28 protein-coding genes are annotated in these 24,741 nt (G+C 37.4%); 16 read left to right on the forward strand and 12 right to left on the reverse strand.

Translation table 11 applies throughout. The features are described 5' to 3' along the window. Positions 1 to 224: 224 nt before the first annotated feature. Genes CN288_RS11055 through CN288_RS11065 form a run of 3 tightly spaced genes read right to left on the reverse strand, consistent with a single transcriptional unit; the run spans position 225 to position 4,163 of the window. Positions 225 to 1,304 carry a Ger(x)C family spore germination protein gene (locus CN288_RS11055; RefSeq protein ID WP_098302274.1) on the reverse strand — a complete coding sequence of 360 codons (1,080 nt, stop codon included), beginning with the start codon at positions 1,302 to 1,304 and terminating at the stop codon, positions 225 to 227. Continuing rightward, entirely contained in the window at positions 1,280 to 2,374 is a 1,095-nt protein-coding gene (locus tag CN288_RS11060; protein ID WP_026593765.1) for a spore germination protein, read from the reverse strand. Before CN288_RS11060 ends, CN288_RS11055 begins: the two co-directional genes overlap by 25 nt. Before the next feature lie 16 nt (positions 2,375 to 2,390). After that, positions 2,391 to 4,163, reverse strand: coding sequence for a spore germination protein (locus CN288_RS11065; RefSeq protein ID WP_098302275.1), 1,773 nt, complete (start codon positions 4,161 to 4,163; stop codon positions 2,391 to 2,393). Positions 4,164 to 4,415: 252 nt separating this feature from the next. On the opposite strand from CN288_RS11065, the gene CN288_RS11070 reads away from it, so the two are divergent. Then, complete coding sequence (locus tag CN288_RS11070; RefSeq protein ID WP_441296556.1) at positions 4,416 to 5,483, forward strand: alpha/beta fold hydrolase; 1,068 nt, start codon at positions 4,416 to 4,418, stop codon at positions 5,481 to 5,483. A gap of 36 nt (positions 5,484 to 5,519) precedes the next feature. Here CN288_RS11070 and CN288_RS11075 read toward each other — a convergent pair whose 3' ends face one another. After that, positions 5,520 to 5,705 (reverse strand): hypothetical protein, encoded by a 186-nt coding sequence (locus CN288_RS11075; RefSeq protein WP_026593762.1) that lies wholly within the window; start codon positions 5,703 to 5,705, stop codon positions 5,520 to 5,522. 221 nt (positions 5,706 to 5,926) lie between these two features. Here CN288_RS11075 and CN288_RS11080 point away from each other — a divergent pair, with 221 nt between their 5' ends. The 3 genes from CN288_RS11080 (at position 5,927) to CN288_RS11090 (ending at position 6,883) form a co-directional block, all read left to right on the forward strand. Then, positions 5,927 to 6,232, forward strand: coding sequence for a rhodanese-like domain-containing protein (locus CN288_RS11080; protein ID WP_098302365.1), 306 nt, complete (start codon positions 5,927 to 5,929; stop codon positions 6,230 to 6,232). A gap of 93 nt (positions 6,233 to 6,325) precedes the next feature. Next, positions 6,326 to 6,550, forward strand: a complete 225-nt coding sequence (locus tag CN288_RS11085; RefSeq protein WP_026593760.1) for a spore germination protein — start codon at positions 6,326 to 6,328, stop codon at positions 6,548 to 6,550. An 18-nt stretch (positions 6,551 to 6,568) separates the two neighbouring features. Beyond that, positions 6,569 to 6,883, forward strand: coding sequence for a hypothetical protein (locus tag CN288_RS11090; protein WP_026593759.1), 315 nt, complete (start codon positions 6,569 to 6,571; stop codon positions 6,881 to 6,883). Between the two features lie 345 nt (positions 6,884 to 7,228). Here CN288_RS11090 and narI read toward each other — a convergent pair whose 3' ends face one another. The 6 genes from narI to CN288_RS11120 all read right to left on the reverse strand — a co-directional run bounded on the left by narI (position 7,229) and on the right by CN288_RS11120 (position 15,389). Further along, the gene (gene narI / locus CN288_RS11095) at positions 7,229 to 7,927 is read right to left on the reverse strand and encodes a respiratory nitrate reductase subunit gamma (RefSeq protein ID WP_026593758.1); all 699 of its coding nucleotides are present in this window, start codon (positions 7,925 to 7,927) and stop codon (positions 7,229 to 7,231) included. 17 nt (positions 7,928 to 7,944) lie between these two features. Further along, positions 7,945 to 8,475, reverse strand: coding sequence for a nitrate reductase molybdenum cofactor assembly chaperone (narJ, locus tag CN288_RS11100; RefSeq protein ID WP_026593757.1), 531 nt, complete (start codon positions 8,473 to 8,475; stop codon positions 7,945 to 7,947). A 19-nt stretch (positions 8,476 to 8,494) separates the two neighbouring features. Further along, complete coding sequence (gene narH, locus CN288_RS11105) at positions 8,495 to 9,970, reverse strand: nitrate reductase subunit beta (protein ID WP_026593756.1); 1,476 nt, start codon at positions 9,968 to 9,970, stop codon at positions 8,495 to 8,497. Continuing rightward, complete coding sequence (locus tag CN288_RS11110; RefSeq protein ID WP_098302277.1) at positions 9,960 to 13,643, reverse strand: nitrate reductase subunit alpha; 3,684 nt, start codon at positions 13,641 to 13,643, stop codon at positions 9,960 to 9,962. The genes narH and CN288_RS11110 overlap by 11 nt, the downstream gene beginning before the upstream one ends. A 214-nt stretch (positions 13,644 to 13,857) precedes the next feature. Further along, positions 13,858 to 14,550 (reverse strand): Crp/Fnr family transcriptional regulator, encoded by a 693-nt coding sequence (locus CN288_RS11115; RefSeq protein ID WP_026593754.1) that lies wholly within the window; start codon positions 14,548 to 14,550, stop codon positions 13,858 to 13,860. Positions 14,551 to 14,717: 167 nt separating this feature from the next. Beyond that, on the reverse strand, positions 14,718 to 15,389 hold the full coding sequence (locus tag CN288_RS11120; RefSeq protein WP_098302278.1) for an NAD(P)H-dependent oxidoreductase: 672 nt from the start codon (positions 15,387 to 15,389) through the stop codon (positions 14,718 to 14,720). A gap of 139 nt (positions 15,390 to 15,528) precedes the next feature. Here CN288_RS11120 and CN288_RS11125 point away from each other — a divergent pair, with 139 nt between their 5' ends. The 3 genes from CN288_RS11125 (at position 15,529) to CN288_RS11135 (ending at position 18,124) form a co-directional block, all read left to right on the forward strand. Continuing rightward, positions 15,529 to 15,855, forward strand: a complete 327-nt coding sequence (locus tag CN288_RS11125) for a winged helix-turn-helix transcriptional regulator (protein WP_026593752.1) — start codon at positions 15,529 to 15,531, stop codon at positions 15,853 to 15,855. 225 nt (positions 15,856 to 16,080) lie between these two features. Continuing rightward, complete coding sequence (gene moaA, locus CN288_RS11130) at positions 16,081 to 17,094, forward strand: GTP 3',8-cyclase MoaA (RefSeq protein WP_090688022.1); 1,014 nt, start codon at positions 16,081 to 16,083, stop codon at positions 17,092 to 17,094. A gap of 16 nt (positions 17,095 to 17,110) precedes the next feature. Next, a complete protein-coding gene (locus CN288_RS11135; protein WP_090688019.1) occupies positions 17,111 to 18,124 on the forward strand; it encodes a molybdopterin-synthase adenylyltransferase MoeB in 1,014 nt (337 codons plus the stop codon). A gap of 30 nt (positions 18,125 to 18,154) precedes the next feature. On the opposite strand, the gene moaC is transcribed toward CN288_RS11135, so the two are convergent. Next, positions 18,155 to 18,646 carry a cyclic pyranopterin monophosphate synthase MoaC gene (gene moaC, locus CN288_RS11140; RefSeq protein ID WP_026593749.1) on the reverse strand — a complete coding sequence of 164 codons (492 nt, stop codon included), beginning with the start codon at positions 18,644 to 18,646 and terminating at the stop codon, positions 18,155 to 18,157. A gap of 95 nt (positions 18,647 to 18,741) precedes the next feature. Here moaC and CN288_RS11145 point away from each other — a divergent pair, with 95 nt between their 5' ends. The 5 genes from CN288_RS11145 (at position 18,742) to CN288_RS11165 (ending at position 22,474) form a co-directional block, all read left to right on the forward strand. After that, positions 18,742 to 20,031 carry a molybdopterin molybdotransferase MoeA gene (locus CN288_RS11145; protein ID WP_098302279.1) on the forward strand — a complete coding sequence of 430 codons (1,290 nt, stop codon included), beginning with the start codon at positions 18,742 to 18,744 and terminating at the stop codon, positions 20,029 to 20,031. Further along, positions 19,995 to 20,516, forward strand: coding sequence for a molybdopterin-guanine dinucleotide biosynthesis protein B (gene mobB / locus CN288_RS11150; RefSeq protein WP_026593747.1), 522 nt, complete (start codon positions 19,995 to 19,997; stop codon positions 20,514 to 20,516). The genes CN288_RS11145 and mobB overlap by 37 nt, the downstream gene beginning before the upstream one ends. Further along, positions 20,513 to 20,983 (forward strand): molybdenum cofactor biosynthesis protein MoaE, encoded by a 471-nt coding sequence (locus tag CN288_RS11155; protein ID WP_026593746.1) that lies wholly within the window; start codon positions 20,513 to 20,515, stop codon positions 20,981 to 20,983. The genes mobB and CN288_RS11155 overlap by 4 nt, the downstream gene beginning before the upstream one ends. Then, on the forward strand, positions 20,980 to 21,213 hold the full coding sequence (moaD, locus tag CN288_RS11160; protein WP_026593745.1) for a molybdopterin converting factor subunit 1: 234 nt from the start codon (positions 20,980 to 20,982) through the stop codon (positions 21,211 to 21,213). The genes CN288_RS11155 and moaD overlap by 4 nt, the downstream gene beginning before the upstream one ends. A 91-nt stretch (positions 21,214 to 21,304) precedes the next feature. Beyond that, positions 21,305 to 22,474, forward strand: coding sequence for a nitrate/nitrite transporter (locus CN288_RS11165; protein WP_098302280.1), 1,170 nt, complete (start codon positions 21,305 to 21,307; stop codon positions 22,472 to 22,474). Between the two features lie 84 nt (positions 22,475 to 22,558). Here CN288_RS11165 and CN288_RS11170 read toward each other — a convergent pair whose 3' ends face one another. Continuing rightward, positions 22,559 to 23,053 (reverse strand): CarD family transcriptional regulator, encoded by a 495-nt coding sequence (locus tag CN288_RS11170; protein ID WP_170833606.1) that lies wholly within the window; start codon positions 23,051 to 23,053, stop codon positions 22,559 to 22,561. A 231-nt stretch (positions 23,054 to 23,284) separates the two neighbouring features. On the opposite strand from CN288_RS11170, the gene CN288_RS11175 reads away from it, so the two are divergent. The 4 genes from CN288_RS11175 to CN288_RS11190 all read left to right on the forward strand — a co-directional run bounded on the left by CN288_RS11175 (position 23,285) and on the right by CN288_RS11190 (position 24,712). Further along, positions 23,285 to 23,521, forward strand: a complete 237-nt coding sequence (locus tag CN288_RS11175; protein WP_090688015.1) for a DUF2553 family protein — start codon at positions 23,285 to 23,287, stop codon at positions 23,519 to 23,521. A 1-nt stretch (position 23,522) separates the two neighbouring features. After that, the gene (locus tag CN288_RS11180) at positions 23,523 to 23,705 is read left to right on the forward strand and encodes a sporulation protein Cse60 (protein ID WP_026593741.1); all 183 of its coding nucleotides are present in this window, start codon (positions 23,523 to 23,525) and stop codon (positions 23,703 to 23,705) included. 254 nt (positions 23,706 to 23,959) lie between these two features. Beyond that, positions 23,960 to 24,388, forward strand: coding sequence for an SRPBCC family protein (locus CN288_RS11185; RefSeq protein WP_090688013.1), 429 nt, complete (start codon positions 23,960 to 23,962; stop codon positions 24,386 to 24,388). Then, the gene (locus CN288_RS11190) at positions 24,389 to 24,712 is read left to right on the forward strand and encodes an ArsR/SmtB family transcription factor (RefSeq protein WP_090688010.1); all 324 of its coding nucleotides are present in this window, start codon (positions 24,389 to 24,391) and stop codon (positions 24,710 to 24,712) included. Positions 24,713 to 24,741 lie beyond the last annotated feature (29 nt).

A 24,741-nucleotide genomic window follows, 5' to 3' on the forward strand; every position in this document is an offset into this window, starting at 1 on the left:
GAAACATTTTTTAAGTATGTATGAGCAAATAAAAAGACGCTGAGAAATAGGATACCATATAAAATAGGCTTTACTAACTTTTTAGACATAAGCTCCCCCGTAAATATCTTTTTCTCTATGTAAGTAATTTTGTAAGTAGTATAAAAAACTCCTCTCTCCGTTGTATCATGACCGAAAGAGGAGTTCAATCATTATCTTACATTTTGAGGAAACTATATCTCCTATTATTCGATTACACCTGAATTTGTAATATTAACCTCATACTTTACTGTGATAGGTACGTCTTTATACATTTTTTGCCATTCTGCTAATTTAAATGGTCTATAGTGTTGTCTAAATTGAGCTCCTAGCCCAAGGGGATCAACATTTAGAGATTTAAATTTTTTGATAAGTTTTGCGGCTTTAGCATTTAAGCGTTGTTCAACTTCTCGTGATATTTTTTTTGTGTTTTTTTTATTTTCTAGGTTTATTTGTTTCGAAAGTTCTAGAATGCGTGCATCCATTTTTACTTTAATTAAAAAGGAAGGCTTTCCAGCTTTTACATTTACAGTATACGTTGGCTTGGAGCGTATATTATTGATCATTACATATCCATTATTACTTTTAAATTCGTGTGAATCTAACCGATGTTTTTCCGATAATCCCTTAAATACGAACATATCTTGTTGATCAATTTTTCCGACATACTTATCATTTTTTAAAAGTCCAATGCCAGTGATTTTGATTTTGTCTTTACTCTTTTTTAGGATAGGCATATAAGAATCTTGGCCTTCACGATAATAACGAAATGCACCTAAATGTAAATTATCAGTTGGTAAGGGGCCTGTTTGCATGTTATGCTCTAACATTTTTGTTATATAAATAGCAACATTAGCTGAAGTTGTATATTTTCCTTTAAACAGCTCAGGTCCATTTCCTTCTAATAATCCAACATACAATGAGTTTCCGATGCTGACATCACGAACCAATGTGTCAAAGGAGGTCGACAATCCCTTTTTGGCAATTTTTGTAGTAAACAAAGCAATGCGCATTTGTCCGCTTGCAAATGGTTGAGAAGATTCCAAAGAAGTATCAGCTTTTACTTGTTTAACAGCATTTGCTACTCCTTCATAGACCTGTACTTTATTTCCTTTTCGTTGCACCGGACAAACCGATGTCACCTTTATTTTATTGTTTTTTGCTGTATCAAAAACAACCCCTTGAATTAACTGAACATCATCAACAATATTTTTTTGCAAACAGCCTGTTATGGTGAATAAACAAATACATGAAAGAAGAATTAGTTTTCTCTTGATTTTTTCCATTTTCTTTTCACCCACACGATAAGAAATAAGATTGGGATGTAAACATACATAAGCCAAAGACTAATTTTGGAAATATAACTAATAAAATCGTTGATATCGTGCCTGTTTGTTAAAAGTTGTGAAACAATAATGGTAATTAGTATGAAAGAAAGTAAAATGTATTTTTGCTTTACATGAAAGATTTCATGCGTTCCTCTTGTAGCGGCCCATAATGGAAGAATAGAACTTGTAAGAATTACAAGTGCATAGCCAGAGATGGCAATGTATTCTAGTCGTTCGATAAAGGGTAATTTAATAACTTGTGTCATGGAAAGTTGAGACCAAATTGTTTTTGATAACTGTTTTTCGCTAAAAAAAGCGAATGCCAAAATCGTGCTAAATAAATATAAAATGTTAGAGAACAATACACCATATTGTGCAAATTTATGAGATTTTTCGGGATTCTTCACAAATGGGTATATCATAAGCAAGATTTCAAAGCCTGTCATACTATAAATTGAAAATTGAGATGCTTTTAAAATATCTCCGAAAGAATGTGAAAAAACAGGAAGTAAATTTTCCCAATGTGCGTATCGCAACATAAAAAAACTAAGAAAAATATAACCTAATGTTCCCACGATTGAAAGTACACAGATACCGGTCATGACGCGAAATCCTGATGAGATGACGTAGTAACTTAATAAACATAAAAAGATTGTGAACATCCAAGTGGACCCGGTAGGAAACATCCATACTTGAACAATCTCAACATACGTTCGAACAACGGATATACTCAAAGCGAAAAAATACAACATGAATACAATACTAATGCCATTACCGAGCCATTTTCCAAAAGTTTGCTGATGAAGATCTATTAGGTTGCCGTTTGTATTTTTTAATAAGTAATACATCACCCAAACGAGAATATGAATGATGATTCCAGTGATAAGAACGCCAATCCAAGCATCATAGCCTGCAACTTTAGCAATAATGCGTGCAAACCCGAGAACTCCAGCACCGAACTGTGCACTATGAACTAAGAAGAAAACAAAGATGGGAGATATTTGATATTTTGTTTTGACTTTACTCATAGGTGCACCTCGTTTCTTATTCATCAAAATCAGATGTATGTTTTATTGAAATTCCTGTTGCTGATTTTTTTACGTGTTGCGGTCTTGCTTGAATATCCCTTGTATCAATCATAGATAACGGAAATCGGACCCAAGAGTCTTTTATTGATTGCTTCCTTGCTGGATAAAAGAGCGCGAATGGTTTCCGTAAAGAAGAAAGCCTGAATAGATGAGTAAATAAAAAGATAAAACCTAGTGAAATTCCAAATAGTCCACCTAATTCTGCAAATAAAAGGAATGGGAATCGTAGTAAGCGAACTGCGTTCCCCATCTTATAAATCGGTGTGATAAAGGAAGCTAACGCGGATAAGGCGACAATGATTAACAAAATATTACTTGTTAGTCCTGCTTGTACAGATGCTTGTCCGATTACGATACCGCCTACAATACCGAGTGTTTGCCCTACTTTCATTGGCAGCCTAGCCCCGGCCTCTCTAAGTAAATCAATAACTAGTTCTAGAAAGAGCGCTTCTATTAAAGGTGGGAAAGGAACTTGTGCTCTTGATAAAATTAATGTTTCGAGTAAATCGCTTGGAATTAATTCGTAATGATAACTTAAAATGGCAACATATAATGGTGCTGCGCAGATGGAAAATAGAACAGCAATGAGTCGTAAAAGTCTTGAAAACGTAGCGTAAAGCCAAGATACGTTGTAATCCTCTGGTGAAACGAAAAAATCAAAGTATGAAACAGGAGTGAGTAAGACGCTCGGTGAACCATCTACAAAAATAGCGATTTTCCCATCAATTAATGCGGTCGTTACTCGGTCTGTACGTTCTGTATTAATATATAGTGGGAAGATTGATTTTTCTCCCATTAATTCTTGAATATAGGAGCTGTCGTTGATTTGATCGTATTCAATTGTACGAAGTGATTCTTCTAAATAATCAACACTGTCTTTTTCAGCAAGATTCTCTAAATACATCATGACAACTTTTGTTTTAGAGAACGTCCCAATGATAACTTCTTTTGTTTGTAGTGCTAACACCGGAAGGCGTTTACGTACTAAGTTAATATTCGTATCAATATCCTCTACAAATCCCTCTTGTGGACCAATAACTGTAGATTCATTTAAGGGAATAGATGGTGCCCGATAATTATCAATTGTGATATTTGCTAAGATACATTTTTGATCTTGTTTATGTAACTGTACAATCGCATGCCCTTTTAAAACCATATCTTCAATTTTTTGAAGGTCGTTTGTAATCGTAATCCCGCTCATCGGAATATGTTCTTTTAATTCTTCTAATGTAGAGTATGTACGCTCTAGTAATGCTGGCATTAAATATTTTTGTAATTTTTCCCCATCAAGTGATGGCCGATAATAAGAAATCCAGTACGGCATTGTTTCATCATCTGACGTATGATAACTTACAAAATCACTAGATGCTTTTAGGTTTTCTAATAAATCTTGAAGAGAGTGAGCCTTTTCTTTCTCAGGTTTACTGAAATCATAAATGCTATTGCTATTATTATTTTGCTGCGTTTGTGTATCTTGTTTCGTATCTTGAGCAGCTTGCTGTTGTTTATTTTGTGTTTGCTTGTCTTGCTGAGCAGCTTGCTGTTGTTTGTTTTGATCTTGCTTGTCTTGCTGAGCAGCTTGCTGCTGTTTGTTTTGTGTTTGCTTGTCTTGCTGAGCAGCTTGCTGTTGTTTGTTTTGATCTTGCTTGTCTTGCTGAGTAGCTTGAGCTTGCCCTTTTGAATCTGTTTTACTTGATTTTTTTTTCTTGCGAAACCATTTCCATATCATATGTATTCCCTCTTTAATGATGTTAGATAATGTTAGTTTGTGGGTATTTTTGTATATTATGCACTTATTTAAGAGAGTAAGAAGGAATTTCATTTTATATATATAAATTTCCTTTAAGAGAAAGTTTCTCTTTTTATAAGCTGAAAAATATATGAATGAACATGTTGGAAGAAATGTAGCGAAGGAGGGAAAAAATTGTTACATGTGAAAAAAGAAAACTTTTATTTAAAAGAATTCACATTTGAAAACGGCATGAAAATTCCCGTTCAGATTGGATATGAGACATACGGTAAATTAAATCGGGAAAAATCAAATGTGATTTTAGTCTGTCATTATTTTAGTGCAACAAGCCATGCCGCGGGAAAATATACGGAAGAGGATCCATTTCCTGGATGGTGGGATGGACTGATTGGTCCGGGGAAAGCAATTGATACAGATCGCTATTTTGTAATATGTACCGATAATATTTGCAATGTACAAGTGAAGAATCCTTACGTAATGACAACGGGGCCAAAATCAATCAATCCAATAACAGGATTTGAATATGGGATGGAGTTTCCGGTATTTACGTTTTTAGATGTGGCACGTGTGCAATATGAATTAGTGAAAGCCATGGGAATAACAAGATTGCATGCTGTCATAGGGCCTTCAGCTGGTGGAATGATTGCACAGCAATGGGCTGTTCATTATCCGGATGTGGTAGAGCGGATGATTGGTGTAATTACGAACCCGCAAAATCCGGTTGTAACGTCGGTTAATGTTCTGCAAAATGCAATCGAAGCTATTCAGTTAGATCCGAAGTGGAATGATGGAAATTATGGGGAAGAACAGCCAATGAAAGGATTACATGTAGCAGGAAAAATGATGTTTATAAATGCATTTGATGCTCACTATTATGAAACGACATTTCAGCGTAATAGTGCAGAAACAGCACCTTATGAGAATTTCTCGGCATTACTGTCATTTGAACAAAATATAAATGCGTTGACACTTCAAAATATTACTTTTGTTGATGCGAATTCATGGATGTATACAGCAAAGGCCACATTATTACATGATCTTGCCCACGGCTTTTCTTCTTTAGAAGAAGCACTTTTTCAAATCGAGGCAGATGTGCTTATGATTCCATGCAAACAAGATTTGTTGCAACCTTCTCGTTATAATTATCAAATGGTAGACGTGCTTAGGAAGCAAGGGAAGTATGCGGAAGTGTATGAGATTGAAAGTATAAATGGTCATATGGCTGGAGTAATAGATGTTCATTTATTTGAAAAGAAAGTGGATGAGTTTTTAAGGAGAAGAGTGTCTAGCCATGTGTAAAAGAAAAGGTGCAAGTCGTTAAGCAGGCACCTTTTTTTAGATGATTTTTAAACGGAAGAGGTATGTTGCAATGCACAATCCTAAACAAGCAATGCCGATTAATAAATAGAGGAATGATCGTTCTTGAGAAGATTGTGTAGGCTTACTTTTGTTAAATACACCAAGTGAAATGATAGCAAGAGTTAAAAAAATGAGACCTATAATGAAAAGAACAAGTGTCATTTCAAGTGACTCCTTTCGTAAAACAAGTATATTGAGGATACAATGTAAAAGCTATATTTGTAAATAGATTCATTTGCAATTGTGCTGAGAAACAATAAAAAGATAAGAAGTTTCAAGTGTTTGCGTTCGTAATTTTGCATGCTAAAATTGGAGATGAATAGATGAGTAAAGAAAAAGCTGATTACTTAGAGTTACATTGTATATAAGGAGGAATTATGGATATGACGGAAGTAAAAACAATTACAACAGAAGAATTGAAAGAACGTTTAGAAAATGGAGAAACATTATTTTTAGTAGATGTGCGTGAAGATGAGGAAGTAGCACAAGGGAAAATTCCAGAAGCTGTACATATTAAAATGGGTGATATCCCAAATAAAGTTGACTTCTTTGATAAAGAAAATGAATATATTTTTATTTGTAGATCAGGAATGCGTAGTGAAAATGTATGTCACTATTTAAATGAACAAGGGTTTAAAACGGTAAATATGGTCGGCGGTATGCTGCAATATGAAGGTGAAATTCAATAGTTCGTTCTTAAAACTTGAAACGTGTTTGTTTCAAGTTTTTTTTTTTTGCATACAGTGTACAAAAGAATCCTTTTCTTAGAAAGGAGGTTACTTATGAGTGCATTTCTTCGGAAGATTAAAATTATAAATAATCGAGGAGCGGTAAATGTAGGCGATTGTTTTAGTATCGAACCATTTGCTGTAGCGAAAATATATGCTGGTTCTGGGGCTTCAAGCGTTGCCACCTTTTTAAATGGGAAGCGCATGCCAGCAGAGGTGCCGAGGGGGACTGTATTTATTCCTCCGTTAGAAACAAGTGAATTAACATTAGGTTCGTAAAAGAAAGGTTGACTGGTAATGCCGGCAAATATTAAAGAATTTATTATTGTTAATAACTATGGAAATCTATTTACGGGAGATAATTTAAGGGATACTTCATTTAGTGCATCAAAGACGTATAGTGGAGCATCTGGGCCAACTTATATTGATGTTGTGACAGTAATTGGAACAACAACAAAGGTTTGTTTACAGCCAGGAGATACAATAACTACAACGTATACGAAAGGAGCACCTGCAGGAGCAAGTGGAAATACAGATTCCGGTATAAGCGCAACTGGCATCTTACAGGCTGCACCCAATACGGATAATTTTGATTCGGCGCCTGGTCTATAGAAAACCCTCCTGCCAAAAGCGGGGGGTTTTTCACATACTTATAACATATCATCCGTTTTCGTCTGCTCCGTTTACAAGGGAAACAGGGAGAAGAGCAAGGATAATAACATGAGAGGACACTCGCAATGATTCTTATATATTGCGCAAATTTGTTCTAATGTTAGACAACGAGTGGAGTCTTTTCTGTTGCAAACAGGTTGGCAACAAATCGGTGGAGTGTGGTATAAATCCGGTAACAATGATGCTTGGGATTCAAGTGTTGTAAGATAGTAAAAACAACAAACATAGAATATGAATGTAAAAAACAGCACCTATCCTCCTATTATGAGATAGGTGCTATTTTTATTAAATTTTTGCTTTTTCAGATTCAATAGGCTGTCTTTTACGATAAATCACATAACTGCGTTGTAAATATTTCATAGGAACGCTGAAGACATGTACAAGTCTTGTAAATGGCCATGTTGCAAAGAGCCCCATCGCTGCAATGATATGGATTTTAAACCAAATAGGTACTTCTGCCATATATTCTGCTTTCGGCTGGAAAACAAAGAGGCTGCGGAACCATGGGCCGATTGTTGTTCGATAATCAAATCCTTTTGCATCAATATTGAAAAATGTAGAGGATAGTCCTGCTAACATTACGATGAATAAGAGGACAAGGGCCACGTAGTCTCCTTTTGTACTTGTTACGATAATGCGTTTTACTGTAAAGCGGCGGTACATTAAAATGACTAATCCGACGATAGAAGCGATTCCAGCAGGAAGACCGAAGCCGATAGCGACCATATGATACGTATGCTCTGAAATACTGAAAGAGCTGTATACGGATTCTGGAATTAATATTCCCATGATATGTCCACCGATTACGAACATAATGCCAAAGTGGAAGAGCAAGCTTCCGATTCGGAGCATTTTCTTTTCTAATAGTTCGCTAGATTTTGATGTCCAGCCAAATTGATCATAGTTGTATCTGAAAATGTGTCCGCCGATAAAGATTGCGAAAATGATATAGGGAAACAGTACCCATAAAAATTGATTCATCATTTTGACGACACTCCTTTCTAATTCGCTTGTACTCCCCAGGCATCGATAGCGAGGAGAATGGCAGCGATAATTGGTTCGTACATACAATTTGCTTCTTGTAGCTGCTTGTGCAATGCTTGTATATTTTTCGTGTATTTACTCATAATCGGTTCGCTATCTTCTTCATTCGCGTTTGCAAGAAACTCAAGTAGAAGTGGTAAATAATCAGGTAGTTCTTTGTCTGTTGCTGCAAAGCCAGCCTTTTGATAGTGCTGTTTTAACTCTAATAATTCAATTCCTCGTTCTCTTTGTTCACCTGTGTTCATGTAAGTAAGGTACATATTTGTTTTCTTTCCGAAGTCGAATGTATATACGTAAGAATCAATAAGTTGATCGTTTGTTTTTTCTAGTGCTTGTTTTATAAATGTTGTAAGTGATGCGCGGATTTCTTCGTGTTCAATCGTTTGAATCGCTTCCTGTAATTCTAGTAAAGCTTCTCTCCAACCTAGTTCAGGATAGGAGAGAAGAAAGGAAGAACAAGAAAAAGCGGTTTGTAAACTTTGTTTCATATTTGCCTGCCTCCTTTATTTAAGAGATCGTCATACAAGAACCTGGACCACCTGCGAAGGAAAGACCGCAGCTTCCTTGCTCACTATATAAATCTGCAACTTGTTCGCGGTGAGATGTAGGGATAACGAAGCGATCTTTGTATTTTGCGATAGCAAGAAGGCGATACATATCTTCCACATCTTCTTTCGTTAAGCCTAAGTTTGCTAATACAGCTTCATCTGGTTCTTTATTAATTTGCAGTGCTCTCATATGCGTTCGCATAACAGCCATTTTTTTCAATGTAAGACGAATATGTGATTCATCGCCTGCTGTCAGTAAGTTGGCCAAATATTGAATTGGAATACGCATGTTATCAATAGCAGGGAAAATTTCTTCTGCTTTCCAGTTGCTTCCTTTGCCTTCCACCATATTCATAATTGGACTGAGCGGTGGGATATACCAAACCATGGGCATTGTACGATATTCTGGATGAAGAGGAAGGGCGATTTTCCAATCAATGATCATTTTATAAATAGGTGACTCTTGAGCCGCTTTAATCCATTCTTCAGGAATACCTTGTTTTTTCGCTTCAGCTGCTACTTCTGGATCGTTTGGATCTAGGAAAACAGTAAGCTGAGATTCATATAAATCTTTTTCGTCTTCAACAGAAGCAGCTTCTTTTACTTTGTCAGCGTCATATAACATAACTCCGATATAACGAATACGTCCTACACATGTTTCAGAACAAATTGTTGGCATACCAGCTTCAATACGCGGGAAGCACATTGTACATTTCTCTGCTTTATTTGTTTGCCAATTGAAATACACTTTTTTATATGGACAAGAAGATACACAGAATCGCCAAGCACGGCATGCATTTTGGTCGACAAGGACAATCCCATCTTCTTCACGTTTATACATTGCGCCAGATGGACAAGAAGAAACACAAGATGGATTCATACAGTGTTCGCAAATGCGAGGTAAGTACATCATAAAGACGTTCTCAAAATCTGTTTTAATATCTTCTTCCATTTTCTTGACGTTCGGATCTTGTAATCCTGTTATATGTCCACCTGCTAAATCATCTTCCCAGTTTGGTCCCCATTCAATTTTGTCGATAAATTCGCCTGTAATTGCTGACTTCGGACGAGCTACTGGTTGATGTTTTCGCTGCGGGCTGTTTGTTAATGTTTCATAATCATAGTTCCAAGGCTCAAAGTAATCATCGATTGTAGGCTGATCTGGATTATGAAAAATGTTCATAAGACGTTTCATTTTTGAACCAGACTTTAGCTGGATTTCACCGTTTTTTAATTCCCAGCCGCCTTTATATTTTTCTTGATCTTCCCATTGTTTTGGATAACCGATACCTGGTTTTGTTTCCACGTTGTTGAAGTACATATATTCAGCACCTGGACGATTCGTCCAGGTGTTTTTGCATGTTACGCTACAAGTATGGCAGCCGATGCATTTATCTAGGTTCATTACCATTCCGACTTGCGCTTTAATCTTCAAGCCAATCTACCTCCTTCAGTTTGCGGATTACGACGTTTAAGTCACGCTGGTTACCGGTTGGACCATAGTAGTTAAATCCATAGCTTAATTGGCCGTATCCACCAATCATATGTGTTGGTTTGACATGAATGCGGGTTGGACTATTATGCGTTCCTCCGCGGTTGCTTGTTAATTTCGTACCAGGCACGTTAATATGACGATCTTGTGCGTGGTGCATAAAGGCCATTCCTCTTGGTATACGGTGCGTTACGACGGCACGTGCCACAACAACACCGTTACGGTTGAAGCATTCGATCCAGTCATTATCATTAACGCCAGCTTCGGCAGCGTCGTCTTTGTTCATCCAAACAGTTGGACCACCTCTAAATAGCGTTAACATCGGTAATGAATCGAAGTACATACTATGAATTGACCATTTATTATGTGGTGTTAAATAGTTCAGTGTAATTTCTTTCCCTTCTACTTCAGGGCGTGATTTACGGAACGGTTTATGTTGCAAGATTGGTTTAAATGTTGCCATCGTTTCACCAAATTCTTTCATCATATCGTGATCTAAGTAGAAAGATTGTCGCCCTGTTATCGTTCTCCAAGGGATAAGACGCTCGACATTCGTTGTAAATGGTGAGTAACGACGTCCTCCTTTTTCGGAACCAGTAAAAGCAGGGGATGTAATTACCGTTTTTGGCTGCGCTGTAATTTGTTCGAATGTGAAGCATTCTTCTTCGCGTTCTTCAGCTAAATCACGAAGCTGTAAATCTGTTTGTTTTTCAAGAGCTTCCCAAGCTTTTACGGCCATATGACCATTTGTTGTAGAAGAAAGGGTTAACACTGCTTCGGCAGCATTGATTGCCTCTGTTATGTCAGGGCATCCTTTTGCGATAGAATCAGTACGAACAACACCTAATCTACTCTTTAATTGTTCATATTCTTTTTCTGCTGACCAGGAAATTCCTTTCGTACCAATAGGCTGTTTTCCAGCGTTTGGTCCAAGCGCTGTCATCTTGTCATAAATCGTTTTATAATCTCGTTCTACAACATGAATTTGCGGCATTGTCTTTCCTGGTATTGGTTCACACTCACCTTTGCTCCAGTCATTAATCTTGCCAAGTGGTTGTGCTAATTCTTGCGGTGTATCATGAAGAAGTGGTGTTGCAACAACTTCTTTCATTGGTTCAAGGTCAAGTTCTGTTGCTAAATTAGAGACTGCTTTCGAAAGGGAACAGAAAATATCCCAGTCAGAGCGAGCTTCCCACGGAGAACCGATTGCTGGATTAAATGGATGCACGAACGGATGCATATCTGTACTGCTTAAATCGTGTTTTTCATACCAAGTTGAAGCAGGTAAAACGATATCAGAATAAAGTGCTGTTCCAGCCATACGGAAATCTAAGTTGATTAGTAGATCAAGCTTTCCTTCAGGTGCTTCCTCATGCCATTTTATTTCTTCTGGTTGTAATGAATCGCTATCGTCATTCATTAATCCGTTTGTTGTACCTAATAAATGTTTTAAGAAATATTCGTGTCCTTTACCGGAACTTGAAATTAAGTTTGCGCGCCATACGAATAAGTTGCGCGGGAAGTTATTTTTGTTATCAGGGTCTTCAATGGCAAATTTCAATTCTTTATCTTTTAGCTTCTGCGCAACGTATTTCCCGATTTCTTCCTGTGTTGTTGCGCCACTAGCGACAGCTTCTTTATAAATTTCAATTCCGTTTTTCTCGAACGTTGGATACGAAGGTAGCCAGCCAAGGCGAGCAGCTAACACATTGTAATCACCGTGATGTTGATAGCGTGAGTTACCGACAACTGGCGATGCTAAATGTCCGACTGGTGTATCTTCATAACGCCATTGATCTGTTACGAAATAGAAGAAGGATGTACCGTTTTGTAGTTTCGGCGGACCTTGCCAGTCTTTTGCCATTGCGATGGTTTGCCAACCTTCTGCTGGTCGTAGCTTTTCTTGCCCAACATAATGCGCCCAACCACCGCCGTTTACACCTTGTGCACCAACGAGAAGAACAAGATTTAGAACCGCACGGTAAATCGTATCAGAGTTAAACCAATGGTTAATACCAGCGCCGACAATAATCATCGAGCGACCGTTTGTATCAATGGCATTTTGAGCAAACTCGCGAGAGATTTGAATAATAAGTTCTCGCTTTACTCCAGTCATTTTTTCTTGCCATGCTGGTGTAAATGGAACATCATCATTGAAATCTTTCGGTTCCTGCCCGCCAAGTCCGCGATTAACACCGTAGTTTGCTAACGTTAAGTCGTACACGGTTGTAACGAAAACGTCGCCTTCTTCTGTAGTGATTTTTTTCACTGGAATTGTTCGTTCTAATACTTTGTTTCCATCATCAGAGAAGTATGGGATCTGCACAGTTCTCACTGCATCTTCCATACCAAGTAAGGAAAGACGTGGATCAATTTTTTCGCCTGTTTGTTCATCTTCTAAACGCAAGTTCCATTTCTTTTCATTATCCCAACGTGAACCCATTGTGCCATGAGGTGTTGCGAAATCTTTCGTGTTATCGTTCCAAAGAACAGGTTTCCATTCGCCAAGTTTTGTTTCACGGCCGATATCATTCGCATTTAAGAAACGATCTGCAACGAATTGGTCTCCTTGTTGTTTGAGTGTGACAAAGAATGGGAAATCAGTATATTGTTTTGCGTAATTTGTGAAGTATTCCACTTGTTTATCTACGTAAAACTCTTGTAGGATGACGTGCCCCATTGCCATCGCAAGTGCACCGTCTGTACCTTGTTTTACGCTAATCCAGTCATCAGCAAATTTTGTGGATTCCGCAAAGTCAGGGCTTACGGAAACAACTTTCGTTCCTTTATAGCGCACCTCTGCTAAGAAGTGGGCATCTGGTGTTCTTGTCATTGGTACGTTTGAACCCCAAGTCATAATGTAACCTGAGTTATACCAATCACTACTTTCTGGTACGTCGGTTTGATCACCCCAAATTTGCGGGGAAGCTGGTGGCAAATCAGCGTACCAATCGTAGAAGCTAAGCATCGGTCCACCCATAAGCTGCATAAAGCGACTACCAGCAGCATGGCTCAGCATTGACATGGCTGGAATTGGTGAGAAACCAACGTTTCGGTCTGGACCGTACTTGATTACTGTATAAAGTAAAGAAGCGGCAACAAGTTGTAATACTTCATCCCAATTTGCACGGATGAATCCACCTTTACCACGTGCCTGCTTGTAAGTACGTGCTTTTTCAGGGTTTTCTACGATACTTTTCCAAGCGTCTAATGGTGATTTATGATTTTGTAGCTCCTCTTGCCACATATTCCAAAGAACACCGCGTACATATGGATATTTCACGCGAAGCGGACTATAGATGTACCAAGAAAAACTTGCTCCACGCGGACATCCCCTTGGTTCGAAGTCTGGCATATCAGGACCAGTGGATGGGTAGTTAAGTTCTTGACCTTCCCAAGTCACAATTCCATCTTTTACGTAAATATTCCAACTACAAGAGCCAGTACAGTTAACGCCGTGTGTAGAACGGATTACTTTATCGTGTTGCCATCGTTTTCTATACACATTTTCCCATTCGCGATCTTCGTATGTTTCTTGTGTATGATTATCGTTATAGCGATCTATTGGAGAAAAATATTTTAAACGTTTCATTAATGCTGAAGGTTTCTTTTTCATACTGTTCACTCCTTTATTGCGTCTCTTTTGCTTACTTTCACTATAAGAGAGCGTGCAAAATAGAGATGTGATATCTATCACAGTTCAACAGATTGTCAAAAAATCAGATTCGTAACATTTTATGGGAAAGGTGTGATATTTTACACATCACAAAATGTAGGTTTTTTGTAGAATCAAGGAGAAAGAAAAAAGAGTAGCATCTCAAATAGAGAGGCTACTCAATACTACAAATAGAGGCAGGACAATCTTCACAAGCAATTTCACATTTTAAAAATTGCAAATTATGAATCGTAATCTTTCCCTTATGAATAGAAATAATTCCTTGTTTTTTTAAATCATTTAACATACGGTTTACACTTTCACGTGAGGTTGCACAGAAATTCGCAAGCTCTTGGTTTGTTAAAGGTAGATCGATAAGAATGCCATTCTCTTTTAATATGCCATAACTGTTTGTCATGCGAATAAGTGTGGAGTAAAGAGCTCCTTTTTTTCCATGTAACACTAAATCACGAAATTTTGTTTGCATTCTTCGTAAATGTTCACTAATCCATTTCATAAATTCAAATGCGAGAGCAGGTTTTTGAAGCAATGCCTTTTCTAAAGCATCCCGTTTAATGACGCCAACCTCAACATCCTCGAGGCATTTCGAATTCAATAAATATTTTGCATTCTCCGTAAATAATGTTAATTCTCCAATAATATCGTGTTTCGAACAAATGCGAAGTGTTAACTCTTGGCCATCAGCGCTAATTTTACTAATTTGTACTTTTCCAGAGTGAATAATATAGAGTTCTTTCGCTTCCACGCCTTCTTGGAAAATATAATGTCCTTTATTAATCTGTGCTTTATATTCAACAGATGCAAGGAGTTCTTTTAAATCGTTTGATAATGCCGTACGGTTTGTCACAGCAATCACCTTTCTTTTTAAAGCAGTCTACTTCTTATTGTGGATGTAAACATGGTGAAAATGCAAGAAATTTCTTTTTATTTATAAGTGATAAAGTGATTTTTAGCTGTGAACAAGTTTGCTTTTCATGCGGAAAAAAGAGTGTCTTTTGTAGACACTCTTTTACATTACTTAATCCATTCAACAATCGTATCCATTGATTGACGAGTTTTATCATGTTTCTGTTCTTCTGCGCGATAACCGAAAGCAACTAGAACAGAAACACCGAATGATTCATCTGAAAGAATACCTTCTTCCTTTAAAACAGCTTCTACTTTTTCTTTATTGAATCCTTCAATAGGACAAGAATCAATGCCGATTTGGGCAGCGGCAGTCATCATATTTCCGAGAGCGATATAGGTTTGTCTAGAAGCCCAATCAAACATGGCACGGTCGCTTTCTAGTAATTGAAAATCAGACTCTTGAAATTCTTTATAAAAACCACGTTTCATCGTTATCACTTCTTCAGGGAGGTGTTGAATGTTTTTCATAAAGTTAGAAATATAGGATGAGTTATAAATCATCTCTTCTTTTTTACGAGCTAATATAATGACAAAGTGACTTGCTGTTGGTAATTGTTTTTGTGCACCCCATGCTACAGGGAGTAGTTTGTTGCGCAATTCTTGGTTTTGAATGACAACAAATCTCCAAGGCTCGAAGCCGAATGAACTTGGAGAAAGACGACCAGTTTCTAAAATAAAATGAAAATCCTCATCAGAGATTTTTTTATTTACATCAAATTCTTTACATGCATGTCTAAATTGATACGCTTTTAAAATTTCTTCTTTTGTAGGTTTCATTTAAACAACCACCTTTTTTAATTTACTTTTTTATAGTAAGTTGATTACAAAATTGATTCTACAATAGTACAATGGATGATGTAAGTACGCACATTTTTAGCATATAGTATCAATTTGTATACTAATGGAGAGTGAAAATATGGAACAGAAACATATAAATCGTTGTTCAGTAGAAGTAACGCTTGATGTAATCGGTGGAAAATGGAAAGGTGTTATTTTGTTTCATTTGATGAATGCTGAAGAGATACGCTTTAATCAATTTTTAAGATTGATGCCTGGTATTACACAACGCATGTTAACAAGGCAGCTTAGAGAGCTCGAGGCTGCAGGTGTCATTCACCGTGAGGTATATAAAGAAGTTCCACCAAAAGTGGAGTATTCTTTAACGAAATTCGGAAAATCTCTTACACCAATTATTACTCTTATGCGTGAGTGGGGAGAAGAATATCGTACACAAATAAAGTAGTTGTATCTGAAATGTGAATAAAATTTGAACGAATTTGTGAAGAATTTTTGAATGAAGAAGGCGATGTGAGAAATATCACAACGTACCTTCTTCTTCTTTTCTATGATGGAGGCAACTAAAAAACATAGAAAATGAATAAAGAGCTTAAGCAAAAACATCGCAGTTTAAAAATATATTATAATAGAATGAAGACAGATAGAATTTAGCAGAAAAGGAGGGGTGACGATGCACGAGAAGATTACAGATTCTTTAGGGCGTCCACTTCAAGATTTGCGCATCTCTGTCATTGATCGTTGTAATTTTCGGTGTACATATTGTATGCCAGCTGAAGTATTCGGACCTGATTATGCATTTTTGCAAGAAGAATTTTTGCTTACATTTGATGAGATTGAACGATTAGCAAAATTATTTGTAAACCTAGGTGTAAAGAAAATTAGATTAACAGGCGGTGAACCGCTGCTCAGAAAAGATTTACCAAAGCTTATTGAACGGCTTGTGAAGCTTGAAGGTTTAACGGATATTGGACTTACAACAAACGGTATTCATTTAACAAAACAAGCAAAGGCGTTAAAGGAAGCGGGATTACACCGAGTGAATGTTAGTTTAGATGCGATAGAGGACGAGGTATTTCGCAAAATTAACGGCCGGAATATTAGTACAAAACCTGTGCTAAAAGGGATTGCAGCAGCAAAAGAAGCTGGACTTGATGTGAAAGTGAATATGGTTGTGAAAAAAGGAATGAATGATAGTCAAATTCTTCCGATGGCCTCTTATTTTAAAGAGCAGGGAATTCCGCTTCGCTTTATCGAGTTTATGGACGTTGGCAGTACGAACGGATGGAATTTTGAACAGGTCATTACGAAACAAGAATTGATTGAAAAGATTAGCAAGGTATATCCGATTGAACCTGCAGAACCTCATTATTTTGGAGAGGTTGCGAAGCGCTATCGTTATGCCGGAAGTGATGCGGAAGTTGGATTCATTACCTCAGTTTCTGAATCTTTCTGTTCTTCTTGTACAAGAGCACGGATTTCGGCAGAGGGGAAATTTTATACGTGTTTATTTGCAACGAAAGGAAAGGATTTACGGACGCTCCTTCGAACAGGAATTTCTGATTCCGATTTATTAGAGGCAGTGAAAGCTGTATGGGAATACCGGACAGATCGGTATTCTGATGAGCGGACTGAAGAAAGTGCAAATAATCGTCCGAAAATTGAAATGTCTTATATCGGAGGATAAGAAAGGGGGATGCAGCGTGCAGGAGCGTTATTCAAGACAAATATTGTTCTCGGGAATTGGCGGGACAGGACAAAGGAAAATAAGAGAAAAGCATGTACTCATTATTGGTGCCGGTGCACTAGGAGCAGCAAATGCAGAGGCGATTGTGAGGGCGGGAATTGGAAAACTGACGATTGCAGACCGCGATTATGTTGAGTGGAGCAACTTACAAAGGCAACAGTTATATACAGAAGCAGATGCAAAAGAGTATAAGCCAAAAGCAGTTGCAGCGGCTGAACGTTTAAGGCAGATTAATTCTGAAGTAGAAATCGTACCGGTTGTAACGGATGTAGCGGTGCAAGAAATGAAAGAGCTCATTCAGAATGTAGATTTAATATTAGACGCGACTGATAATTTTGAAACACGTCTTCTCATTAATGATATTTCACAAAAATACAATATTCCTTGGATATACGGAGGATGCGTTGGAAGCTACGGCGTCACATATACAATTATTCCGGGGAAAACACCGTGTTTCCGTTGTTTGATGGAGCATCCATCAAGCGGCGTGACATGTGATACGGCTGGAATTATACAGCCAGCTGTACAAATAGTTTCCAGTCATCAAGTGACAGAGGCACTTAAAATATTGGTAGAAGATTTTGGGGCGCTTCGTGAAACGATGCTGTCATTTGATCTTTGGAACAATCAGTATATGGCGTTTAAAGTAAATAGACAGAAAAAAGATACGTGTTTATCTTGTGGAAAACTGCGCACGTATCCAAGTATAGCGTTTGAATCGCAAATGAAAACCGAAGTATTATGTGGACGAAATACGGTGCAAATCCGTCCGGGAGTGCCACAAATTCTTAACCTAGAAGAAATTAAAAAGCGCTTACAAAAAAGTGTGGATGTACAAATGACACCGTACTTATTATCGTTTCTGATTGATGAATATCGTTTTGTGCTATTTACAGATGGTAGAGCGTTTATTCACGGAACGAATGATACGACGGTGGCGAAGGGATTATATGCAAGATATATAGGATGAACCTAAAGGAAAACCTTTAGGTTCAAAGGATTAGGAATGTGGATTTCTCGCGTAGTCTCCACTCTTCCCGCCTGTTTTTTCAAGTAAATATGTCTCGCCGATAATCATACCTTTATCAACAGCTTTACACATATCATACACAGTAAGAGCGGTCGCAGAAGCTGCTGTTAAAGCTTCCATTTCAACGCCAGTACTACCTTCTGTTTTGACCTTTACTTCAATAAGCAGACGATATTGTTCTTTCGCTGTTTCCCAGTCGAAGGAGACATCTACTCCTTTTAGAAGTAAAGGGTGGCACATCGGAATAATATCAGAAGTGCGTTTTGCAGCCATAATACCAGCAATTTGTGCGACGGCTAATACATCGCCTTTACCAATTTCATTACGGGAGATTTTATCATAAATTTCTTTTGTAACTAAGATGCTAGAACGAGCAATTGCTGTTCGCACTGTTACTTTTTTATCGCTAATATCGACCATTTTTGCACGGCCTTGGTCATTAAAGTGAGTGAATGAAGACATGGGATTCCTCCTTGAAGTAATTGCTATTATGATTAGCATTGTACAATATAAAGTGTAATCAAGATGTGATATTTTGCAAATATGGGGTGAAAACAATGTTAGAAAAACGAGTACCAATTCCAGTTGCTGAAGCAGTAGCGAGGGTGATGAGGTATGCTGAGCAAGGTGAAACAGAAAAAGTTTCTATTACCGAAAGCTACGGGAAAATTCTTGGAGAAGATGTTGTAGCAGATCATGATGTCCCTCATTTTGATCGTTCTCCCTATGACGGATTTGCGATTCGAGCAAAAGATACGAAAGAGGCGAGTCAAAATCATTCGATTGAGTTTGAAGTGATAGGAGAAATCGGAGCTGGTTCTGTTTTTACAGATGAAGTAAAGAGCTTCGAGGCAGTTCGGATTATGACCGGGGCAGCGATTCCAAAAGATTGCGACGCAGTTGTTATGTTGGAGCTGACAGAAGGATTTGAAAGAAACGGAAAAACATATATGAAGTTAAAACGTTCTTTTCAAGCTGGTGATAATGTTTCATTTAAAGGTGAAGATGTAAAACAAAATCAAATACTTGTGAAAAAAGGCACGAAGATTAACCCTGGTGTAGCGGCGCTTTTAGCTACATTTGGCTATAGTTCAGTAAACGTGATAAAACAGCCTGTAGTTGGGATTATAACAACTGGAAGTGAATTGTTAGAAGTACATGAACCACTTCAGCCAGGAAAAATTAGAAATAGTAATTCTTATATGATTGCAGCTCAAATCACTAAAGCCGGCGGGAAAGTCAAATATTATGGGCAACTTGCTGACGATTTAGAGGTTTGCTATGAAGCTGTAAAAGCGGCACTGGATGAAGTGGATATATTGATTACAACGGGCGGTGTTTCGGTAGGTGATTATGATTACTTGCCTGAGATTTATGAAAAATTAAATGCCAATGTTCTTTTTAATAAAATTGCGATGCGACCAGGGAGTGTAACGACTGTAGCTGAAGTAACTGGGAAGCTGTTGTTTGGGTTATCCGGTAACCCGGCCGCTTGTTATGTCGGATTTGAATTACTTGTTCATCCGGTTATGCAAACATTCCTTCATGCGAAAGAACCACATGCATATCGTACAGATGCCGTATTACAGAAAGATTTTCCAAAGGCAAATCCGTTTACACGATTTGTAAGGGGAAAGGCAGAGTTTATGAATGGCCAGCTACAAGCTATGCCAGTAGGACTCGACAAATCAAGCGCAATTTCTTCTCTTGCGGAAAGCAACGCTTTAATTGTACTACCAGGAGGAACAAGAGGATTTGAAGCTGGAATGATAGTTTCAGTGTTATTACTAGAATCAAGCCAAGGAAGTGAGTGGCCGTGGGCAGAACCGCTCCAATCTTACAAATAGTCGGCTATCAAAATAGCGGCAAAACGACGCTCACTGAGAAATTGATTGAAGCTTTTTCACATGAAGGTATGAAAGTTGCCACAATTAAGCATCACGGACATGGGGGCTATCCTGAGGTACCGCAAAAGGATAGTGAACGTCATAGGCAAGCGGGTGCGATTGTTAGCAGTGTAGAAGGAGCTGGATTACTATCACTTTCTTCTCTTCGGGATAAGTGGTCTTTGCAGGAAATCATTCGATTATATGAGTTTTTTGAAATAGATCTTATTTTAATTGAAGGATATAAAACAGAAAATTATCCAAAGGTAGTTTTGCTTCGTTCAATTGAGGATATTTCTTTATTAAATCAAGTAGAAAATGTGATGGCGGTTATCACCTGGAATGACGCCATAGAAGGTTTACGAGAAACATATAAAACTTTCCATATAACAGAGGAAGAAACTTATATGAAATGGCTCGTACAAACAGTAAGGGGTGCAAGATGACACATAGGTATTATGAAGTAGTAGATACACCAATTTCAATTGAAGAGGTTACAAATAAAGTCATTCGCCGTGAATGTGGTGCTGTGACAACTTTCACCGGTACTGTAAGAGAATTTACGAAAGGGCGCCGTACGTTATATTTAGAGTACGCAGCCTATAAGACAATGGCTGAAAAAATGCTTGCAAAAATTGGAGATGAAGTGAAAGAGAAGTGGCTTGGGACACACGTTGCGGTTACACATCGCATCGGCACACTTCAAATTTCGGATATCGCCGTTGTTGTTGCTGTATCAACACCGCACCGGAAAGCTGCGTATGAAGCGAATGAATACATCATGGAACGCATTAAACAAATTGTTCCGATTTGGAAAAAAGAGTTTTGGGAAGATGGCGATTCATGGATTGGTGATCAATTAGAAAAAACGCCTTATCCAAATGGAGAACCTGGAAAGGAGATGAGAAAATGATTCAAGTATTATTATTTGCGCATTTACAAGAAGAAGCCGGAACAAACGAGCTAAAAATGGACTGTGAAAATATTACCGTTGCAGAATTAAAGGATATGATTGCAAAAGAACATCATATCGCAGTTTCAGAGCAAATTATGGTTGCTATCAATGAGGAATATGCAAATGAAGATGACAAAATACAATCTGGTGATGTTGTCGCATTGATTCCGCCAGTGAGCGGTGGTTGATTTTTTCCAGTCTAATCACGGAAGTACGTGATTAGACTGGAGGGAATTAACACATATTGTGAAATATTGAACAATATAGGAGGCGGAAAGGATGAAAAGTCCGAATTTTCAGTTAGGTTTACAAACTTCTAATCTTATTATTGGCTTTATGGTATGGGTGATTTTATCTTCGCTAATGCCATTTATTAAAGCAGACATTGCGTTAACAGCAGGACAAATTTCCCTTGTTACAGCAGTACCCGTTATTTTAGGATCGGTGCTTCGAATACCAATTGGTTATTGGACCAATCGTTACGGAGCGAGAAAATTATTCCTTATAAGCTTTATTATTTTACTATTCCCTGTCTTTTATATTAGTATTGCGAATTCGATGATGGATTTAATTATTGGCGGTTTATTTGCAGGGATTGGCGGAGCTGTATTCTCTGTAGGGGTAACGTCCTTACCGAAGTATTATCCAAAAGAGCGTCACGGTTTTGTAAATGGTATTTACGGTGTAGGAAATGCAGGGACAGCAGTTACATCTTTCTTAGCACCTGTTATTGCGACTTCATTTGGATGGAGAGCAACTGTCCAATCCTTTTTAATCTTACTTGCTATTTTCGCACTTCTGAATTTTTTACTAGGTGATCGTAATGAGAGAAAAGTGAACACACCATTAATGGAACAGTTAAAAGGTGTATACAAAAATGAAAAACTTTGGTTCTTATGTATTTTCTATTTCTTAACTTTTGGCTCATTCGTTGCATTTACAGTATACTTACCAAATTTCCTAGTATCTCATTTCGGACTTGAAAAAGTAGATGCAGGTATGCGGACAGCTGGATTCATCGTATTGGCAACGATTATGCGCCCAATTGGTGGTTGGCTCGGTGATAAATTTAATCCATTTAAAATTTTAATCTTCGTATTTATTGGTCTCACATTATCTGGAATTATTTTATCGTTTATGCCAAGTATGAACGTATATACATTTGGTTGCTTACTAGTCGCATTCTGCGCTGGAATTGGAAATGGAACAATCTTCAAACTAGTACCAATGTACTTTTCTGAGCAAGCAGGGGTTGTAAATGGACTTGTCGCAGCTTTAGGGGGGTTAGGAGGATTTTTCCCGCCATTAATATTAACGTTACTATTCCAACTAACAGGTCATTATGCAATTGGATTTATGGCACTGTCAGAAGTGGCGCTTGCATGTTTAATTATTACAGTGTGGATGTACAGTCAAGAGAAGTTGTTAGTGATGTTAAATGGTAAATAATACAAGAAAAAGATGTCTGTAAGTAGACATCTTTTTCTTGTTTAGGCAAAAAAAAATAGCCGAATGCTATTTTAAATTTGTATATTAATGATTGATTGTATCTTGAAGGAAATCAGTTGCTTGATTTTCTGAAAGATCTTGCACAAGTGCAACTTCACTAACTAAAATTCTGCGCGCGTTGTCTAACATTTGCTTCTCACTTGCATTTAACGCTCTTTCTTTATTGCGGTGAATTAAATCACGAACAACTTCAGCGCCGTCTAGGAGATTCCCGTTTTTCATCTTCTCCATGTTTATATTGTATCTTTGTTTCCATGAGAGTGAGTGGTCAGGTTCGCCATTATGAACATCAACTAATACATCGTTTAATGTATCTTTGTCAACAACAAAACGTATACCTGAACTTTTAACTTTATCCACAGGAATCATCACTTGCATATCACTAATAACCATGTGTATTACACAGTACTGACGTGTTTGTCCTAACACTTCTTTATCCTCAATTGCTTCGACTATTCCTGCTCCATGCATAGGGTAAACAATCTTATCACCAATTTGAAACAAATCATCCACCTCCATATGTGGTAACTACTCTTAATGATAACACATGTGTATAAAAATGTCAAATTTTATATAATATCATAAAAATGACATTCGAGTCAATAAGTTTTGTGGCGATTTTTAGGGTGTTTTTTGTAAAAGATAATTGTTCGTAAAAATAAGAGGCATATCCACTCATTTTTAATCATAAAATGCAAAATCGTTAATACAATATACCTAAATCCGTTCTTTTTAAAGGAGGGAGAGAAGGTGGGGCGCACAATTAAAATTGATATTACGAATAGGGTAGTAGCAAGATTTAAATCAAATTATTTAGAATTATATACAAGTAAATTTATGATAGGTAAGTTTTATGTCTATACTGAAGATAAGCAATATGTATTAGAAGACGGATATATATATGAAGATGGTAAGTTTTATCGCATCATAGATACGCACCGTGGCAATAATCGAGCGGCGGAGAGCTGTGATCTAGGATGGTGTTAACATGATCCGCGTTAAGGTGTTTGATGAAAGTCATGAAAAGGACTTAGAAGATTCCGTAAATGTGTTTTTGAAGAAGCTGGATGATGAACAGTTTGTAGATATTAAATATCAGGTTGGTGTATCGATTAATGACGATGAAAATCAAATTTATTGTTTCTCGGCGATGGTAGTCTATAAAACATAAAAAAGAGCTGNNCAGCTCTTTTTTATGTTTTAAGTAGACATTATATGGATTGGTAAAGTGTTTATAATGGATTGTAGGGCCAGTTTTTCTTTTCTAGCTGGAACTGTTTCACTGGTGTTTGTCCTGTTGAAAAAATGTTGAGAATTTCTCAACAGGCAAATGGAGATCTCTTGACGTGAAACTAAAAGGTGTTATATTATAAAGTGAAACCAAAAGGTGTTATATTGTAACAGCCTATATAAAGGAGAAATAGTATGGATCAGCAAAATACATTACAAGATATTAAACAAACAGTTATTTTTGAAGCGCCTATTCAAAAAGTATGGAATGTAGTATCAACTTCAGAAGGGATTACGTCTTGGTTTATGCCAAATGACTTTGAGCCGAAGGTAGGACATGAGTTTCATGTACAATCACCTTTTGGACCATCTCCATGCAAGGTGTTAGAAATTGATGAGCCTTATCGTTTATCTTTTTCATGGGATACAGATGGTTGGATCGTTTCATTTATTTTGAAAGATTTAGGGGATAAAACGGAGTTTACTCTTATTCATGGTGGATGGAAGCAGCCTGATACAATTCTTCCGAAAGCAAACGAGAAAAGTTCTGTTATTCAGGGTAGAATGGCAGGCGGCTGGGTAGCGATTGTAAATGAAAAACTGAAAAGGGTTGTTGAAGGATAAGTGTCCTCATCAGCAGCGAAATATGATGTCTTTCAAGCAATTGCTGATCCAACCCGTAGAGAAGTACTCCGGTTATTAACAGAAAAAGAATTACCAATTTCTAAAATAACAGATCACTTTCCAATGAGTCGTACAGCTGTAGCGAAACACCTTCACATTCTTTCAGAAGCGAAATTAGTAAGCGGAAGAAAAGTTGGGAGAGAAAAGATATATAGGTTGCAACCTGAGCCGTTAGCTGAATTACAAGAATGGCTTTCCTATTATGAACAGTTTTGGAACAATAAATTGTCCATGCTGAAATATGTGGTGGAAAATGAGGAATAAGTGTTGTGAAATATGAACGCTTGATAAAT

The sequence above is a fragment of the Bacillus sp. AFS023182 genome (assembly GCF_002560575.1).
Lineage (GTDB): Bacteria > Bacillota > Bacilli > Bacillales > Bacillaceae_G > Bacillus_A > Bacillus_A arachidis.

Bases quoted from the DNA above. Each gene is read 5' to 3' on its own strand.
- CN288_RS11055 (WP_098302274.1), bottom strand. From the start codon at position 1,304: ATGGAAAAAATCAAGAGAAAACTAATTCTTCTTTCATGTATTTGTTTA.
- CN288_RS11060 (WP_026593765.1), bottom strand. From the start codon at position 2,374: ATGAGTAAAGTCAAAACAAAATATCAAATATCTCCCATCTTTGTTTTC.
- CN288_RS11065 (WP_098302275.1), bottom strand. From the start codon at position 4,163: ATGATATGGAAATGGTTTCGCAAGAAAAAAAAATCAAGTAAAACAGAT.
- CN288_RS11070 (WP_441296556.1), top strand. From the start codon at position 4,416: ATGAAAATTCCCGTTCAGATTGGATATGAGACATACGGTAAATTAAAT.
- CN288_RS11075 (WP_026593762.1), bottom strand. From the start codon at position 5,705: ATGACACTTGTTCTTTTCATTATAGGTCTCATTTTTTTAACTCTTGCT.
- CN288_RS11080 (WP_098302365.1), top strand. From the start codon at position 5,927: ATGACGGAAGTAAAAACAATTACAACAGAAGAATTGAAAGAACGTTTA.
- CN288_RS11085 (WP_026593760.1), top strand. From the start codon at position 6,326: ATGAGTGCATTTCTTCGGAAGATTAAAATTATAAATAATCGAGGAGCG.
- CN288_RS11090 (WP_026593759.1), top strand. From the start codon at position 6,569: ATGCCGGCAAATATTAAAGAATTTATTATTGTTAATAACTATGGAAAT.
- narI (WP_026593758.1), bottom strand. From the start codon at position 7,927: ATGATGAATCAATTTTTATGGGTACTGTTTCCCTATATCATTTTCGCA.
- narJ (WP_026593757.1), bottom strand. From the start codon at position 8,475: ATGAAACAAAGTTTACAAACCGCTTTTTCTTGTTCTTCCTTTCTTCTC.
- CN288_RS11110 (WP_098302277.1), bottom strand. From the start codon at position 13,643: ATGAAAAAGAAACCTTCAGCATTAATGAAACGTTTAAAATATTTTTCT.
- CN288_RS11120 (WP_098302278.1), bottom strand. From the start codon at position 15,389: ATGAAACCTACAAAAGAAGAAATTTTAAAAGCGTATCAATTTAGACAT.
- CN288_RS11125 (WP_026593752.1), top strand. From the start codon at position 15,529: ATGGAACAGAAACATATAAATCGTTGTTCAGTAGAAGTAACGCTTGAT.
- moaA (WP_090688022.1), top strand. From the start codon at position 16,081: ATGCACGAGAAGATTACAGATTCTTTAGGGCGTCCACTTCAAGATTTG.
- moaC (WP_026593749.1), bottom strand. From the start codon at position 18,646: ATGTCTTCATTCACTCACTTTAATGACCAAGGCCGTGCAAAAATGGTC.
- CN288_RS11145 (WP_098302279.1), top strand. From the start codon at position 18,742: ATGTTAGAAAAACGAGTACCAATTCCAGTTGCTGAAGCAGTAGCGAGG.
- CN288_RS11155 (WP_026593746.1), top strand. From the start codon at position 20,513: ATGACACATAGGTATTATGAAGTAGTAGATACACCAATTTCAATTGAA.
- moaD (WP_026593745.1), top strand. From the start codon at position 20,980: ATGATTCAAGTATTATTATTTGCGCATTTACAAGAAGAAGCCGGAACA.
- CN288_RS11165 (WP_098302280.1), top strand. From the start codon at position 21,305: ATGAAAAGTCCGAATTTTCAGTTAGGTTTACAAACTTCTAATCTTATT.
- CN288_RS11170 (WP_170833606.1), bottom strand. From the start codon at position 23,053: ATGGAGGTGGATGATTTGTTTCAAATTGGTGATAAGATTGTTTACCCT.
- CN288_RS11180 (WP_026593741.1), top strand. From the start codon at position 23,523: ATGATCCGCGTTAAGGTGTTTGATGAAAGTCATGAAAAGGACTTAGAA.
- CN288_RS11185 (WP_090688013.1), top strand. From the start codon at position 23,960: ATGGATCAGCAAAATACATTACAAGATATTAAACAAACAGTTATTTTT.